Raw genomic sequence first — 14,266 nt, forward strand, 5'->3', positions numbered from 1 at the left:
GCGGTGACCGGGGACGAGCTGCCGTACCGCTACGACGTCGAGGTCGTCGGGCTGCTCGCGTCCCCGGCGCACCGCTGGGACGGCCGGCCGGACGCCGCGGTCGCCGCGCTGGCGGTGGAGTCGCGGGACCGGGTCGAGGTCCGGGCCGGACTGGGCATCGTCGGCGACCGCTACGCCGGCGTGCCCGCCCACCGGGACGCCTCGGTGACCGTGATCGCCGCCGAGGGCCTGGACGCACTCGCCGCCGAGCTGGGCACCGGTCCGCTCGACCCGCTGGCCACCCGGCGCAACGTCGTGCTGCGCGGCGCCGAGGTCGAGGCCCTGCGCGGCCGGCTGTTCAGCCTGGACGGCGTCGTGCTCGCCGGCGGCCGGCCCGCGAACCCTTGCGCCTGGCTGGACCTGGCGCTGGCCCCCGGCGCGCACCGCGGCATGCGCGGCCGCGGCGGCATCCGGTGCGCGCCCCGCACCGACGGCGTCCTGCGGCTGGGCCCCGCGGTGCTGCGTTCCGCGGTGCCGCTGGACCCGGCGCGGGCCGGGAACGCCGTCCGGCCGGCGCCCCGCGCCCGCTAGTCCAGCAGGGCCCGGACGGCGGCCGGTGCCTGCGACGGCCGGTGCAGCGCCGCCGCCCGGCCACCCCCGGCGGCGGCCAGCGCGGTGCAGTTCTCCACCGACTCCGGTGCCGCGGACAGCCCCAGCACGCTCAGCCGGGCGCCGGCCCGGACCAGCGCGGCCGCCGCGGGGCGCGGGTCGGGGCTGTCGGTGGGCATCCCGTCGGACAGCAGCAGCACGTCGCGGGCCGCGGTCCGGGTGCGCGCGAGCTGCTGACCCGCGGTCCGCAGCGCGAGGTCCAGGTTTGTCGTCCCGCCGCCCTTGAGGTCGAACAACCGGTCGATGACGACGTCCGGCCGGACGCCGGCGCCCAACGGCTGCAGCACCACCGCGGTCGACCAGAACGCCACCACCGCCAGCTCGTCGCCGGGACGCATCCGCTGGGCCAGCGCGGACGCGGTGAGCACTGCGGCCGCCAGCTCGTCACCGGCCACCGACCCGGAGGCGTCGACCACCAGCACGCAGGCGCGGCCGGTGGCCCGCCAGCCGCGGGTGTGCAGGTGCTCGGCCCGCCAGTGCGGCTCGGCGCCGCGGGCGGCGAGCGTGGCGTCGAGGTCGACGTCGGAGCCCGTCGGGTCGCGCCGGGTGACCACCCGCCGGCTGCCCGACCGGTCCGGCACCCCGGTGCGGGGCGCGGTCACCGGCAACCGGGCGGCCAGCGCCCGGGCCGCGCGGCGCAGCCCGGGGTCGAACGCCCGGCCCAGCGCGGTCAGCAGCCGGGCGGCCTGGTCGGGGTCGCGGCCGGCGAGATCGGCGAGCGCCTCCTCGTCGAGCTCCCCGAGCTGCGGGCTGACCTGCTGGAACTCCGGGTGCGCGCGGTCCAGCTCGTCCCGGCCGGTGCGGCGGGCCTGCCGCTCGTCGAGCAGCTCGGCCACCTCGCCGGGCTCCTGGACGACGGGCTGCGGCTTCGGCCGGCCGCCGGGCGGGTCGGCGAGTCCGCTCGGCGGCGGTGGTGGCGGTGGCGGTGGTGGGACGCCTTCTCCCCGGGGCTCCTCGGCCTCGGGCGTCAGGCTTTTCCCAGCTCCTCACCGGCCCGCCGCCAGATGTCGGAGACGACTGCCTCGACCGGCCGGGTCAGCCCGTCGGCGACGGTCACCTTGCCGGTCAGCGCGGCCAGGGCGGCGTCGGCGCCGGTGCGCTCGTCGACCTCGGCGACACCCCGCACGACGGCCAGCTCGGTGGCGATCAGCACCGTGTCGATGGCGCCGCGCACCGAGGCGCCGATCCGCAGCTCGGCGTGGTCGCGGGTGATCCGCACGGCCCGGACGGCGCGGTGCACCAGCGCCTCCAGGCCCCCGGTGGCCGCGGCGACGACCGCGCGCTCGGCGTCCTCGTCCTGGTAGCCCATCGCCACCCGGCACGACCGGTCGTAGAGCGCGGGGGTGATCCGCGCGGTGCCCACGGCGTCGAACGGGTTCATCGCCGCGACCAGCCGGAACGTCGGCCGGGCCGGCACCCGGCCGTAGCGCGGCACGTGCATCTCCCGCTCGGACAGCACGCCGAGCAGGACGTTCATCGTCTCCTCGGGGACCCGGTTGAACTCCTCGACGTAGAGCAGCGCGCCCTCGGTCATCGCCCGGGTGAGCGGCCCGGGCACGAAGTTCTCCGGCCGGTAGTCCTCGGTGAGCACCCGGGAGGCGTCGTGGTGGCCCACCAGCCGGGTCGGGGTGAGCTCGGCGTTGCCCTCGACCAGCACCAGCGGGACGCCGGTGCCGTCGGCGAGCGCCCGCAGCAGCGTCGTCTTGCCGGTGCCGGGCGGGCCCTCCAGGACGACGTTGCGGCCGGCGGACAGCGCCGCGGCGACCACCTCGGCCTCGCCGACGCGGGCGACGACGCGCTCCCGGGCGGTGCGGACCATCCCGACGGCGTCCAGCCGGGCGGCATCGGGTCGGGAGTGGCCGGGGTGCGCGGCCCCCGGGCGGGTCGGCGGGTCCTGGGGGGCGCGGGGGTCGTTGATCGTCGGCTCCTCGTCGAGCGCTGCGGACGGTGCTGGGGTCACGGCGAGCTGGGCCGCGGCACCGCGACGTCCGGGCTCACCGTGCGTGCTCCTGGCTCAGCATGTGAGGTGAGCCAGGAGCACGCACGATCAGGTCACCTGATCCCGGGCGTCTCAGTCGTAGACGATCACACCGCGGATGTTCTTGCCCGCGTGCAGGTCCTCGTAGCCCTGGTTGATGTCGTCCAGCTTGTACCGCGTGGTGATCAGCTCGTCGAGCTTGATGTTGCCCTCCTGGTAGAGCCGCAGCATCTTCAGCATGTCCGAGCTGGGGTTCTGGTCGCCGAACAGCGCGCCGCGGATCTCCTTGGTGAACAGCGCCAGCATGCTGGGGTTGATCGGGATGCCCACGTCGGTGAGGTCGCCCAGGCCGGTGATGACGACCCGCCCGCCCTTGCCGATGGCGTCGAACGCCTGCGCGACGTGCTCGCCCTTGAGCACCCCGACGGTCACCAGCGCCTTGTCCGCGCCCTGCCCGTTGGTGACGCTGCGGGCGAACTCGCCGGCCTCCTCGATGGTCGCGAAGCTCTCGGTCGCGCCGAGCTCCACCGCCTTCTCCCGCTTGAACGCCACCGGGTCGACGGCGATGACGTGGCTGGCGCCGGCGTGGGCCGCGCCCTGGACGGCGTTGATGCCGATGCCGCCGATGCCCATCACGATGACCGTGTCGCCGGCCCGCACCTCGCCGGCCTGCACCGCGGTGCCCCAGCCGGTGCCGACGCCGCAGCCGACCAGGCAGGCGACGTCCAGCGGGATGCTCTTGTCGATCTTGACCGTGGAGCGGATGTCCACCGTGGTGATCTGGGCGAAGGTGCCGAGCCCGCACATCTGCCCGACGTCCTCGCCGTCGGAGGTCTTGACCCGGAAGCTCGTCGCGTCGTCCCACCGGGAGCCGATCAGCAGGTTGGCGCCGGAGTCGCAGATGTACTGCTGGCCGTTGGCGCAGTAGCGGCACCGGCCGCAGCCGGGCAGGAACGAGAAGACGACGTGGTCGCCCTCCTCGAAGCCCGTCACACCCGGGCCGACGGCGGTGACGACGCCGGCTCCCTCGTGGCCGCCGAGGAAGGGGTACTTGCCGACCTGCATGTCGCCGGTCGCGATGTGGTCGTCGGAGTGGCACAGCCCGGAGGCGGCCAGCTTGACCTGGAGTTCACCGGCCTGCGGGTCGTCGACGACGAGGTCGACGACCTCCCAGGAGCCGGGGGCCTGGCGCAGGATCGCACCGCGGGTGTTGACGGGCACAGGGACCTCCTCGTCGCCCTCGTCGTCGAGGGCATCGGACGTGCGCTCGAGCGCACCCTGGCACCGTATGACACGCGTCACACCGACGGGTAGGGGCCGATCGGGTGCCAGGTGGCGCGCGCAGCTCCGGGCTGCTCGGATGGTGCGGTCGTCGAACCCCGGAGGAGCGCCGTGCCGTCGTCCACCGCCGTCGTCGGGGCGGCCACCGCCGCGTACTCCGCGGCCCTCGTCCTCGCGCCGGGCGTGCTGATCGGGCCGGCCGGGCTGGCGGACTCCCGGGACACCCGCACGCTGGTCCGCTCGCTCGGGGTCCGCGACACCGCACTCGGTCTCGCGCTGGCCGTGGCGCCGGCCGGACGGGCGCGGTGGCTGTTCGTCGCCGCCCGGGTGCTTGCCGACTGCGGGGACGCGGCCGCCTTCGGCACCGGGCTGGCGGGACGCCCCACCCGGGTCCCGGTCGCCGCCGGTGCCGCCGCCTGGGGTCTGCTGACGCTGCTGGCCGGCGTGCGGGACGAGCGCGCCGGTCGCTGACCGGCCAGCGGCGGGCAGACTCGGCGGCGTGACGGTCGTGGTCGTCGGCGCCGGGCCGGTCGGGGTGACGGCGGCGCTGCTGCTGGCCCGTCGCGGCGTCGACGTCCTGGTGCTGGACCGGCACACCGCCGCGCACCCCGACCCGCGGGCGGTCCACCTGGACGACGAGTCGCTGCGGGTGCTGCAGGCGGCCGGGGTCGCCGACGCCTTCGCCGCGGTGAGCCGGCCGATGGCCGGGCTCCGGCTGCTGGACGGCGACGGCCGCACGCTCGCCGAGTTCCCCCGCGGGGACGGTGAGCACGGCTGGCCGCAGGCGTCGATGTTCAGCCAGCCGGACCTGGAGCGGGTGCTCCGCAGCGCGCTGGCCGCCGAACCGCGGGCGGAGCTGCGCGGCGGCGTGGAAGTGGTGCACGTGGAGGTGTTGCACGTGGAACAGCGCGGACCGGTTCGTCTCACCGTCCGCGACCGAGCGACCGGTGAGGAGCAGGTGGTCGAGGCCGAGGCGGTGCTGGGCTGCGACGGGGCGCACAGCACGGTGCGGCGGCTGCTCGGGGCGCGGATGCGGGACCTGGGACCGGCCGAGCGCTGGCTGGTGGTCGACCTGCTGGCCGACGCCCCGCTGGACGTCTGGCCCGGGGTGCACCAGGTCTGCGACCCGGTCCGGCCGGCGACCTTCATGCCCGTCACCGGCGACCGCTACCGCGCCGAGTTCCGGCTGCGCGACGGCGAGACGGCGGCCGGGCTCGACCTCGGCGCGCTGCTGGACCGGTTCGGCGCGGCGGGCTGCACCGTCGTCCGGGCCGCCGAGTACACCTTCGCCGCGCAGGTGGCCGACCGATGGCGCCGCGGCCGGGTGCTGCTCTGCGGGGACGCCGCCCACCTGACCCCGCCGTTCATCGGCCAGGGGCTGGGCCTGGGGCTGCGCGACGTGCACCAGCTGAGCTGGAAGCTCGCCGCGGTCCTGGCCGGCGCCGACGACGCCCTGCTGGACACCCACCAGGCCGAGCGCGCGCCGCACGCCACCGCGCTGGTCCGGCTCGCGGTCCTGCTCGGCCGGCTGATGACCGGCGGCGGCGACCGGGCGGCGCTGCTCCGGCGGGGCGTGCTCGCCGCGGTCCGCCGGCTGCCGCGGCTGGCCGCCTTCGCCTCGGCCAGCCGGACGCCGCCGCTGCGGCCCGGCCCGCTGGTCCGCCGTCCCGGGTGGGCGCCCGGCTCGCCGGTCGGTGGGCTGCTGCCCCAGCCGGCGGTGGCGGGCGGCGGGCGGCTGGACGACGTCCTCGGTGAGGGCTGGTCGGTGCTGACCGCCGGCGGCGCGGTGCCCGCCGGCTGGCCGGGACCGGTGCTGCGCGCCGACCAGCTGGGGTCCCCGGAGCTGGTGCGCTGGCTGCGCGGCCGGTCGGTGCTGGTGCGGCCGGACCGGATCGTCGCCGCCGTCGCCCGGGGCTAGCGTCTGGCGGTGATGAGTCTCGACGTCGCGGCCCTCCGCGCCTCCTTCCCCGCCCTGGCCGACGGCGCCGCCCACTTCGACGGTCCGGGCGGCACGCAGACCCCGGTCGAGGTGGCCCGGGCGATGGCCGACACGCTCACCCGGCCGATGGCGAACCGCGGTGCGGTGACGCAGGCCGAGCGCAACGCCGACGCCGTCGTCCGGGAGGCCCGGCAGGCGATCGCCGACCTGACCGGCGGCGACCCCGGCGGGGTGGTGTTCGGCCGCAGCGCGACCGCGCTCACCTACGAGCTGTCCCGGGTGCTGTCGGCCGGCTGGGGCCCCGGCGACGAGGTGGTGGTGACCCGGCTGGACCACGACGCGAACGTCCGCCCGTGGGTGCAGGCCGCCGCCGCCCGCGGCGCGACCGTGCGCTGGGCCGACTTCGACCCGGCGACCGGCGAGCTGGACCCCGCGACGGTCGGCGCCCTGCTGTCGCCGAGCACCCGGCTGGTCGCCGTCACGGGCGCCTCGAACCTGCTCGGCACCCGGCCCGACGTGCCGGCGATCACCGCGCTGGCGCACGCCGCCGGCGCGCTGACCTGGGTCGATGGCGTGCACCTCACCGCGCACGCGCCGGTCGACGTCACCGCCCTCGGCGCGGACTTCTTCGTCTGCTCGCCGTACAAGTTCCTCGGCCCGCACTGCGGCTGCCTGGTCGCCGCCCCGGCCCTGCTGGGGACGCTGCACCCGGACAAGCTGCTGCCCTCGACCGACGCCGTCCCGGAGCGGTTCGAGCTCGGCACGCTGCCCTACGAGCAGCTGGCCGGCACCACGGCGGCGATCGACCTGCTGGCCGGCCTCGCCGGGCCCGAGGGCGACCGGCGGGCCCGGCTCACCGCGGCGATGACGGCCCTGGAGGAGCACGAGGACCGGCTGCGGACCCGCATCGAGGACGCGCTGCGCGAGCTGCCCGGCGTGACGCTCTGGTCGCGGGCGGGCCACCGCACCCCCACCCTGCTGCTCACCTTCGCCGGCCGGGACGCCGCCGACGCCCACCGGTTCCTCGCCGACCGCGGGGTCAACGCACCGGCCGGCTCGTTCTACGCCCTCGAGGCGTCGCGGCACCTCGGGCTGGGCGACGCCGGCGGGCTGCGGGTCGGGCTCGCGCCCTACACCGACGACGCGGACGTCGACCGGCTGCTCACCGGCCTGCGGGAGTGGCTGGCGAGCTGAGCCGGCGCCGGCCCCCGGCCGGGGCGTGGTCCGGCCTGGGGCAGATCGACGCGGCACCCGATCGGACGCGTGCAACCGGAACGCCTGGGTACCGGAGCTGCACCGACCCCCGATCACAGGAGCTCACCCATGGCCCGCAACACGCTGTCCCGCTCCCTGCACGACGTCGGCCTCGCCGCCTGGTTCGGCGGCACGCTGGCCAACGCGGTCGCGCTGAACCCCGCCGCGGCCGAGGCCGGCAGCGACGCCGCCACCGGCGCCGTCGCCAACGCCGGCTGGAACCGCTGGACCCCGGTCAACGCCGCCGCCATCGGCGCGCACCTCATCGGCAGCGTCGGCCAGCTCGGCGCCAACAAGGACCGGGTCGCCCAGCAGAAGGGCGTCGGCGGCATGTCGGCGGCCAAGACGGTGCTCACCGCCGCGGCTCTGGGCGTCACCGCCTACAGCCGGGTGCTCGGCAAGGTCGTCTCGCAGGGCGGCGCCACGCCGTCCAAGCGCGGCACCAAGCCCTCCAAGCGGGCCCGCGCCGACATCGCCGCCGCCCAGGAGCGCCTCGACCAGCTGCAGTGGGTCATCCCGGCGATCACCGGCACGCTGGTGGTCCTCAGCTCCTACGCCGGCGAGCAGCAGCGCCCGTCCGAGGTGCTGCGCGGCATCTCGGAGAAGAACTCCACCCTCTGACGTCCGCGCCCGGGACGCGGGGATCGGGGCCTGCCGCGCAGGCCCCGCGTCCCGGGCGGCACGACGTCGGACCCCGCACCGCACGCACTCCGGTCGCACCGGACGGGCCGCAGCGCGTGCGCTGCGACCGGTATGCGTGCAATGCGCCCGGGTCGGCGCCCGGGCCGGTGGTCAGCGCAGCGAGGGGAAGCCGCCGGCCAGCTCGTCGAAGGCCTGGTGCAGCGCGGCGCCCAACGGCACCCGGCCGTCGGCCAGCCACACCTCGAACGCGGTGGTCGCCGCCGCCCGGGTGCTGATCGCGACCAGCCGCGGCACCAGCGCGTCGGGGTCCACCCCGGTCCGGGCCGCCACGTGCGCCGCCACCACCCGGTCGACCGCGGCGTAGCGCACCTGCGAGTGGGCCTGCAGCGCCGGCTCGGTGAGGATCAGCCGCATCCGCTGCCGCAGCATCGGCAGGTCGGCCTCGCGGTAGTCGTTGACCTCGACGTAGGCCGCGCAGATCGAGGCGAGCACCGACGCGTCGTCGGTGGTGGCCGCCAGCATCTCCGCCAGCCGGACGACGTGGGCGTCGAAGTCGCCCCACACCGCGTCGGCCTTGCCGCTGACGTGCCGGAAGAACGTGCGCCGGCTGATGCCCGCGGCGTCGGCGATCTCGTCGGTGGTCACCCGCTCGAAGCCGTGGGCGGTGAACAGGTCCAGGGCGGCGGACTCGATGCGCGTGCGGGTCTCCTCGCGCGCGTCGGCGACGACCACGGTCTGGGTCATGCCCCCATCCTGCCCCGTCGGCGGGCCGGGGCGGCGGCCCGACGCGACGAGTCCGGAACGGGTCTTGCTCGTGGCACTCGGTGTCACTAACGTCTGCGGGGTCCCGACCGTGATCCAGCTCACCGGAGGTCCGCATGCCCGAGACGACGCAGGCCGAGATCCAGACCGACGCCCCCGTGGCGGCTGCCGAGGAGGCCCTCGTCGAGGAGTCCCTCGTGGAGGAGGTCTCCATCGACGGCATGTGCGGGGTGTACTGATCGACGCGCCGTCGACCGCCACGCCGGTGACGCAGCCCGCACTGGTGACCGACTCCGCGACCGGCGTGCAGCCGGTCGCGGAGCCGGTGACCGTGCCCCGTGACGAGGTCCCGTTCGACCCCTCGGTGCCCTGGCGGAAGTCGCCGTCGGTGGCGCTGCGCCCGGAGCCCTTCGGTGCGCTCGTCTACCACTTCGGCAACCGGAAGCTGTCCTTCCTCAAGTCGATGCCCCTGGTCGCCGTGGTGAAGGCCCTGCAGGACCACCCCGACGTCCCCAGCACCCTCGTCGCCTGCGCCGTGCCCGAGGCGCAGCACCCGGCCTACGTCACCGCGCTGGCCACGCTGGCCCGCTCGCAGATGATCGAACGACGGACGGCGTCGCCCGCCGGCCCGGCCCCCACGGAGGAACCATGACCGCCGTCCTGCCCGTCCGCCCCGCAGCGCCGCCGCGCCCCACCGGTGGCCGGCTGATCGACCAGTTCGAGTACGGCCTGGACGCGCCCATCTGCCTGACCTGGGAGCTCACCTACGCCTGCAACCTGGCGTGCGTGCACTGCCTGTCCTCCTCCGGACGGCGTGACCCGCGGGAGCTGAGCACCGCCGAGGCCGAGGCGGTCATCGACGAGCTGCAGCGGATGCAGGTCTTCTACGTCAACGTCGGCGGCGGCGAGCCCACCGTCCGCCCGGACTTCTGGCACCTGCTCGACTACGCCGTCGGCCACGACGTCGGCGTCAAGTTCTCCACCAACGGCATCAAGCTGGACCGCACCCGTGCGCAGCAGCTGGCCGCCACCGACTACGTCGACGTGCAGATCTCCCTGGACGGCGCCACGGCCGAGGTCAACGACGCCGTCCGCGGCACCGGCTCCTTCGCCACCGCCACCCGCGCGCTGGAGAACCTGGCCGAGGCCGGGATGAAGGACTTCAAGGTCTCCGTCGTCGTCACCAGGGAGAACGTCTCGCAGCTCGACGACTTCAAGGCGCTCACCGACCGCTACGGCGCCCAGCTGCGGATCACCCGGTTCCGGCCGTCCGGCCGCGGCGCCGACGTCTGGGACCAGCTGCACCCCACCCAGGCCCAGCAGCGGGAGCTGTACCAGTGGCTGCTGGCCAACGGCGACAACGTGCTCACCGGCGACTCGTTCTTCCACCTCTCCGCGTTCGGTGAGGCGCTGCCCGGGCTGAACCTCTGCGGTGCCGGCCGGGTCGTGTGCCTGATCGACCCGGTGGGCGACGTCTACGCCTGCCCGTTCGCCATCCACGAGAACTTCCTGGCCGGCAACGTGCGCTCCCCCGGCGGCTTCCAGCAGGTGTGGCAGAACAGCGAGCTGTTCGCCGACCTGCGCAACCCGCAGACCGGCGGCGCGTGCACCAAGTGCCAGCACTTCGACTCCTGCCGGGGCGGCTGCATGGCGGCCAAGTTCTTCACCGGCCTGCCGCTGGACGGCCCGGACCCGGAGTGCGTGCAGGGCTACGGCGAGACGGCGCTGGCCGCCCGCGACCTGCAGCTGGTCACGCCGAAGAGCCACATCGACCACAGCCACAAGGGCCCGGTCCGCGGCCAGCCCACGCTGCTGGGCATGCCGGCCGTCCCGCCGGCGAAGATCTGCGACGAGTCCCCGCTGGCCGGGCTGCAGCTGGGCTGACCCGCAGCGCGCCGGCTGCCGGCGGCCCGCCCTGCCGCCGGCGGGCCGCCCCTGAACTCGGCTCCACGACGGAGCCGGGGATCGATCCCCCGCCGCACGCGGCGAGAGACCGGATCCGAGACGACGACGTCAGAGGAGAAGGACGCATGGGAAAGCTCGAAGGGAAGGTCGCCTTCATCACCGGTGCGGCGCGCGGTCAGGGCCGCAGCCACGCCGTCCGGCTGGCGCAGGAGGGCGCGGACATCATCGCCGTCGACCTGTGCCAGCAGATCGACTCGGTCGCCTACCCGATGGCCACGCCGGAGGACCTGCAGCAGACGGTGAAGGAGGTCGAGGCCCTCGACCGGCGGATCGTCGCCAGCCAGGCCGACGTCCGCGACCGGGCGGCGCTGGACACCGCGGTGCGCGAGGGGGTCGCCCAGCTGGGCCGGCTGGACATCGTGCTGGCCAACGCCGGCATCGCGCCGATGGGCGAGGGCAGCGAGACACCGCAGGCCTGGCAGGACGTCATCGACGTCAACCTGACCGGGGTCTGGAACACCGTGCACGCGGCCCTGCCGACGATGGTCGAGCAGGGCGACGGCGGTGCGATCGTGCTGACCAGCTCGACCGCCGGGCTCAAGGGCATCGGTGGGGACAGCCCCGGCGGAGAGGGGTACACCGCGGCCAAGCACGGCGTCGTCGGGTTGATGCGCACCTTCGCCAACACGCTGGCCAAGCACCGGATCCGGGTGAACACCGTGCACCCGACCGGCGTGAACACCCCGATGGTCGTCAACCCGGTGATGGAGAAGTTCCTGGCCGAGGACCCCTCGATCGCCGGTGCGATCACCAACCTGCTGCCGGTGGACATGATCGAGGCGGTGGACATCTCCAACGCCATCCTGTTCCTGGTCTCCGACGACGGCCGCTACGTCACCGGGGTCACCCTGCCCGTCGACGCCGGGATCCTGGCCAAGTGAGCGGCCGCGTAGAGGGCAAGGTCGCGTTCATCACCGGTGCGGCCCGGAGCCAGGGCCGCAGCCACGCGCTGCGGCTGGCCCAGGAGGGCGCCGACATCATCGCCGTCGACATCGCCGGGCCGGTCGAGTCGATCCAGATGTACCCGCCGGCCACCGACGAGGACCTGGCCGAGACGGTGCGCCAGGTCGAGGCGCTCGACCGCCGGATCGTCGCCACCAAGGCCGACGTCCGGGACACCGCGGCGCTGAAGGCGGCCGTGGACGACGGCGTCTCCCAGCTCGGCCGGCTCGACATCGTGCTGGGCAACGCCGGGGTGTTCGAGATCCAGCCCGCACTGGAGATCACCGACGACGCCTGGCGGGAGATGATCGACATCAACCTCACCGGCGTCTGGAACACCTGCAAGGTGGCGCTGCCGCACCTGATCGAGGGCGGCCGGGGCGGGGCGATCGTGCTCACCAGCTCCACCGCCGGGCTCAAGGGGACGCCGAACACGATCCACTACACGGCGGCCAAGCACGGCGTCGTGGGCATCATGCGGACGCTGGCCAACGAGTTCGCCCATCACTCGATCCGGGTCAACAGCGTGCACCCGACCGGGGTGGACACGGTGATGATCCAGAACGAGAAGACCTGGGGGCTGTTCGCGCCCGACGACCCGGCACCCAGCCGGGAGAAGGCCGAGCCGATCTTCGCCTCGACCAACGCCCTGCCCATCCCGTGGGTGGAGCCGGTGGACATCTCCAACGCCATCCTGTTCCTCGTCTCCGACGAGGCGCGCTACATCACCGGCGTGACCCTCCCGGTCGACGCCGGCTACACCGTCAAGTGAGCAGTCGCCGGGCGGCGGGGACGCCGCCCGGCGACCTCGGGACCGAGGGGCGCATGAGCAGGCACGAGGACGACGACCCGCTGGTGACCGGACGGCGGGTCACCGGTGACGACGGCGCCTCGGTCCGCGCGGTGCGCGGGCGGGTGGCCCGGCACCTCGTCGGCCGGGAACGCGAGCTGGACCTGCTGCTCGCCGCGGTCGCCGCCGGCCGCGACGTCCTGCTCGAGGGGCCGCCGGGCACCTCCAAGTCGACGCTGCTGCGGTCGATCACCACCGAGTGGGGCATCCCGCTGGTCTTCGTCGAGGGCAACGCCGACCTGACCCCGACCCGGCTGGTCGGCCACCACGACCCCGCCCGGGTGCTGCGCGAGGACTACTCGCCGGACAACTTCGTCCCCGGCCCGCTGGTCGAGGCCATGCGCACCGGCGGGTTCCTCTACGTGGAGGAGTTCAACCGCGCTCCCGAGGACACCCTGAACACGCTGCTCACGGCCATGGCCGAGCGCCGGATCGCCGTCCCGCGGGTCGGCGTCGTGGAGGCCCTGGCCAGCTTCCGGGTCATCGCGTCGATGAACCCCTACGACAACGTGGGCACGACCCGGCTGTCCACCTCGGTGCACGACCGGCTGTGCCGGCTGGCGATCGGCTACCAGGACGCCGAGGCCGAGCGCGGGATCGTCGGCCGGCGCACCGGGGTGGAGTCGCCCCGGCTGGTCGCCGACGCGGTCGCGCTGACCCGGGCGACCCGGGAGCGGGACGACGTCCGGCAGGGCAGCAGCGTGCGCGGCGCCATCGACACCGCGCTGGTCGCCGCCCAGCTGGCCGCCATGCGCGGGGTGCCGCTGCCCGACGAGCCGTCGGTCGCCCCGCCCCGCGGGTTGCCGGAGGAGTACACCGCCGTCGTCCTGGACGCCGTGCTGTTGGCGCTGTCCGGGAGGATCTTCCTCGACGAGACGCTGGAGTCCACGCCGGAGGCGGTGCTGCGGGAGATCTGGGAGGACCACTTCCTGCTGCAGCCGGCGGCGGCCGAGCCTGGTTGAAGAGCCGTCGAGGCCGACTCGCCGGTGACCCGACGGGACCGGTCCGGGGCGCCCCGGGGGATGCGCCCGTTGCGCCGCAGGCCCAAGCAGCTGACCGACCAGCCGTCGCTCTACGAGCCCGCGCGCGGGGGCGGGGGGCTCGCGCTCTCGTCCGGTGACCGGCGGCGCACCCGGACCGCGGCCACCCGGGCGGGGGGTACGGCGTCCGGGACGACCGACGAGCCGGCCGAGCTGATCGCGCTCGCCGACCTGGCCACGGAGAGCACGGGCGACCAGCTCACGCGCCGGCGGGCGCGGGAGATCGCGCGGCGGCTGGCGGTGCCGCGCCCGCCGCGGGACCGCCGGGCGCGGCGCGGGGTCGGCGAGCTGACCAGCGCCCCCTGGAGCGGCGGGTCCGACGAGCTCGACCTGGAGCGCACGCTGGAGGCGATCGCCGGCGACCCCTTCCCGGAGGCGACCGACGTCGTCGTGCGGGAGCGGGTCCGGCAGCAGCGCTCGGTGGTGCTGGTCGTCGACGTGTCCGGGTCGATGAAGGGCGAGCGGCTCCGGACGGCGGCCGCGACGGTGGGCGCGCTGGCCGGGGAGCTGGCGCGCGACCAGCTGGCCGTCGTCGCGTTCTGGTCCGACGCGGCGGTGCTGGTGCGGCGCGGGGAGCAGGTGGCGCCGCTGGCCGTCCTGGACCTGCTGCTGCGGGTGCCCACCCAGGGGCTGACCAACGTGACCTTCGCGCTGGAGACCGCGGCGCGGCAGCTGGCCGGGGTGCCGCAGCGGGACGCCCGGGTGCTGCTGCTGAGCGACTGCGTGCACAACGCCGGCCCCGACCCGAGGCTCACCGCCGCGCGGCTGCCGCGGCTGGACGTGCTGCTGGACACCTCCGGCGAGGTCGACGTCGAGCTGGGCCGGGACCTGGCCCGCGCCGGTCGGGGCCGGGTCCGGCTGGTGCGCGACCACCGGGACGTCGCCGCCGCGCTCACCGCCGTCTTCGCCGACTGACCAGCGCGACCGGCGACCGGCGACCGGTGACCGGCGACCGGCGGCCCGGC

The 14,266-nt window shown here is 75.5% G+C and carries 16 protein-coding genes; 12 read left to right on the forward strand and 4 right to left on the reverse strand.

Going from position 1 to position 14,266, the window contains the following annotated elements:
* The first annotated feature begins 3 nt into the window (after positions 1 to 3).
* On the forward strand, positions 4 to 570 hold the full coding sequence (locus HL054_RS11410) for an MOSC domain-containing protein (protein WP_369139125.1): 567 nt from the start codon (positions 4 to 6) through the stop codon (positions 568 to 570).
* Here the strand turns inward: HL054_RS11410 and HL054_RS11415 are convergent.
* From HL054_RS11415 to HL054_RS11425, 3 genes are all read right to left on the reverse strand, one after another.
* Positions 567 to 1,484, reverse strand: coding sequence for a vWA domain-containing protein (locus HL054_RS11415; RefSeq protein WP_369139126.1), 918 nt, complete (start codon positions 1,482 to 1,484; stop codon positions 567 to 569). The two genes, HL054_RS11410 and HL054_RS11415, sit on opposite strands and share 4 nt — an antisense overlap.
* A 131-nt stretch (positions 1,485 to 1,615) precedes the next feature.
* Positions 1,616 to 2,608 carry an AAA family ATPase gene (locus HL054_RS11420; protein ID WP_369139127.1) on the reverse strand — a complete coding sequence of 331 codons (993 nt, stop codon included), beginning with the start codon at positions 2,606 to 2,608 and terminating at the stop codon, positions 1,616 to 1,618.
* 111 nt (positions 2,609 to 2,719) lie between these two features.
* Entirely contained in the window at positions 2,720 to 3,847 is a 1,128-nt protein-coding gene (locus HL054_RS11425; protein WP_369139128.1) for an NDMA-dependent alcohol dehydrogenase, read from the reverse strand.
* Positions 3,848 to 4,018: 171 nt separating this feature from the next.
* On the opposite strand from HL054_RS11425, the gene HL054_RS11430 reads away from it, so the two are divergent.
* From HL054_RS11430 to HL054_RS11445, 4 genes are all read left to right on the forward strand, one after another.
* Positions 4,019 to 4,378 (forward strand): hypothetical protein, encoded by a 360-nt coding sequence (locus HL054_RS11430; protein WP_369139129.1) that lies wholly within the window; start codon positions 4,019 to 4,021, stop codon positions 4,376 to 4,378.
* Between the two features lie 28 nt (positions 4,379 to 4,406).
* Positions 4,407 to 5,825 (forward strand): bifunctional 3-(3-hydroxy-phenyl)propionate/3-hydroxycinnamic acid hydroxylase, encoded by a 1,419-nt coding sequence (locus tag HL054_RS11435; RefSeq protein ID WP_369139130.1) that lies wholly within the window; start codon positions 4,407 to 4,409, stop codon positions 5,823 to 5,825.
* 12 nt (positions 5,826 to 5,837) lie between these two features.
* Positions 5,838 to 7,040 carry a cysteine desulfurase-like protein gene (locus HL054_RS11440; RefSeq protein WP_369139689.1) on the forward strand — a complete coding sequence of 401 codons (1,203 nt, stop codon included), beginning with the start codon at positions 5,838 to 5,840 and terminating at the stop codon, positions 7,038 to 7,040.
* Positions 7,041 to 7,169: 129 nt separating this feature from the next.
* Positions 7,170 to 7,721 (forward strand): hypothetical protein, encoded by a 552-nt coding sequence (locus HL054_RS11445; protein WP_369139131.1) that lies wholly within the window; start codon positions 7,170 to 7,172, stop codon positions 7,719 to 7,721.
* A gap of 171 nt (positions 7,722 to 7,892) precedes the next feature.
* Here HL054_RS11445 and mftR read toward each other — a convergent pair whose 3' ends face one another.
* Positions 7,893 to 8,486, reverse strand: a complete 594-nt coding sequence (gene mftR / locus HL054_RS11450; RefSeq protein WP_369139132.1) for a mycofactocin system transcriptional regulator — start codon at positions 8,484 to 8,486, stop codon at positions 7,893 to 7,895.
* Between the two features lie 134 nt (positions 8,487 to 8,620).
* On the opposite strand from mftR, the gene mftA reads away from it, so the two are divergent.
* The 7 genes from mftA to HL054_RS11485 all read left to right on the forward strand — a co-directional run bounded on the left by mftA (position 8,621) and on the right by HL054_RS11485 (position 14,216).
* Positions 8,621 to 8,743 carry a mycofactocin precursor MftA gene (mftA, locus tag HL054_RS11455; protein ID WP_369139133.1) on the forward strand — a complete coding sequence of 41 codons (123 nt, stop codon included), beginning with the start codon at positions 8,621 to 8,623 and terminating at the stop codon, positions 8,741 to 8,743.
* A 26-nt stretch (positions 8,744 to 8,769) separates the two neighbouring features.
* Positions 8,770 to 9,156, forward strand: coding sequence for a mycofactocin biosynthesis chaperone MftB (gene mftB, locus HL054_RS11460; RefSeq protein WP_369139134.1), 387 nt, complete (start codon positions 8,770 to 8,772; stop codon positions 9,154 to 9,156).
* Positions 9,153 to 10,388: a mycofactocin radical SAM maturase gene (gene mftC, locus HL054_RS11465; RefSeq protein ID WP_369139135.1), complete on the forward strand. Its 1,236-nt coding sequence runs from the start codon at positions 9,153 to 9,155 to the stop codon at positions 10,386 to 10,388. The genes mftB and mftC overlap by 4 nt, the downstream gene beginning before the upstream one ends.
* Positions 10,389 to 10,534: 146 nt before the next feature.
* A complete protein-coding gene (locus HL054_RS11470) occupies positions 10,535 to 11,350 on the forward strand; it encodes a mycofactocin-coupled SDR family oxidoreductase (protein ID WP_369139136.1) in 816 nt (271 codons plus the stop codon).
* The gene (locus HL054_RS11475) at positions 11,347 to 12,183 is read left to right on the forward strand and encodes a mycofactocin-coupled SDR family oxidoreductase (RefSeq protein WP_369139137.1); all 837 of its coding nucleotides are present in this window, start codon (positions 11,347 to 11,349) and stop codon (positions 12,181 to 12,183) included. Before HL054_RS11470 ends, HL054_RS11475 begins: the two co-directional genes overlap by 4 nt.
* Positions 12,184 to 12,236: 53 nt before the next feature.
* Positions 12,237 to 13,223, forward strand: a complete 987-nt coding sequence (locus HL054_RS11480) for an AAA family ATPase (RefSeq protein ID WP_369139138.1) — start codon at positions 12,237 to 12,239, stop codon at positions 13,221 to 13,223.
* Between the two features lie 60 nt (positions 13,224 to 13,283).
* Positions 13,284 to 14,216: a vWA domain-containing protein gene (locus HL054_RS11485; protein ID WP_369139690.1), complete on the forward strand. Its 933-nt coding sequence runs from the start codon at positions 13,284 to 13,286 to the stop codon at positions 14,214 to 14,216.
* Positions 14,217 to 14,266 lie beyond the last annotated feature (50 nt).

It is taken from the genome of Modestobacter versicolor (genome assembly GCF_041028285.1).
Lineage (GTDB): Bacteria > Actinomycetota > Actinomycetes > Mycobacteriales > Geodermatophilaceae > Modestobacter > Modestobacter versicolor_A.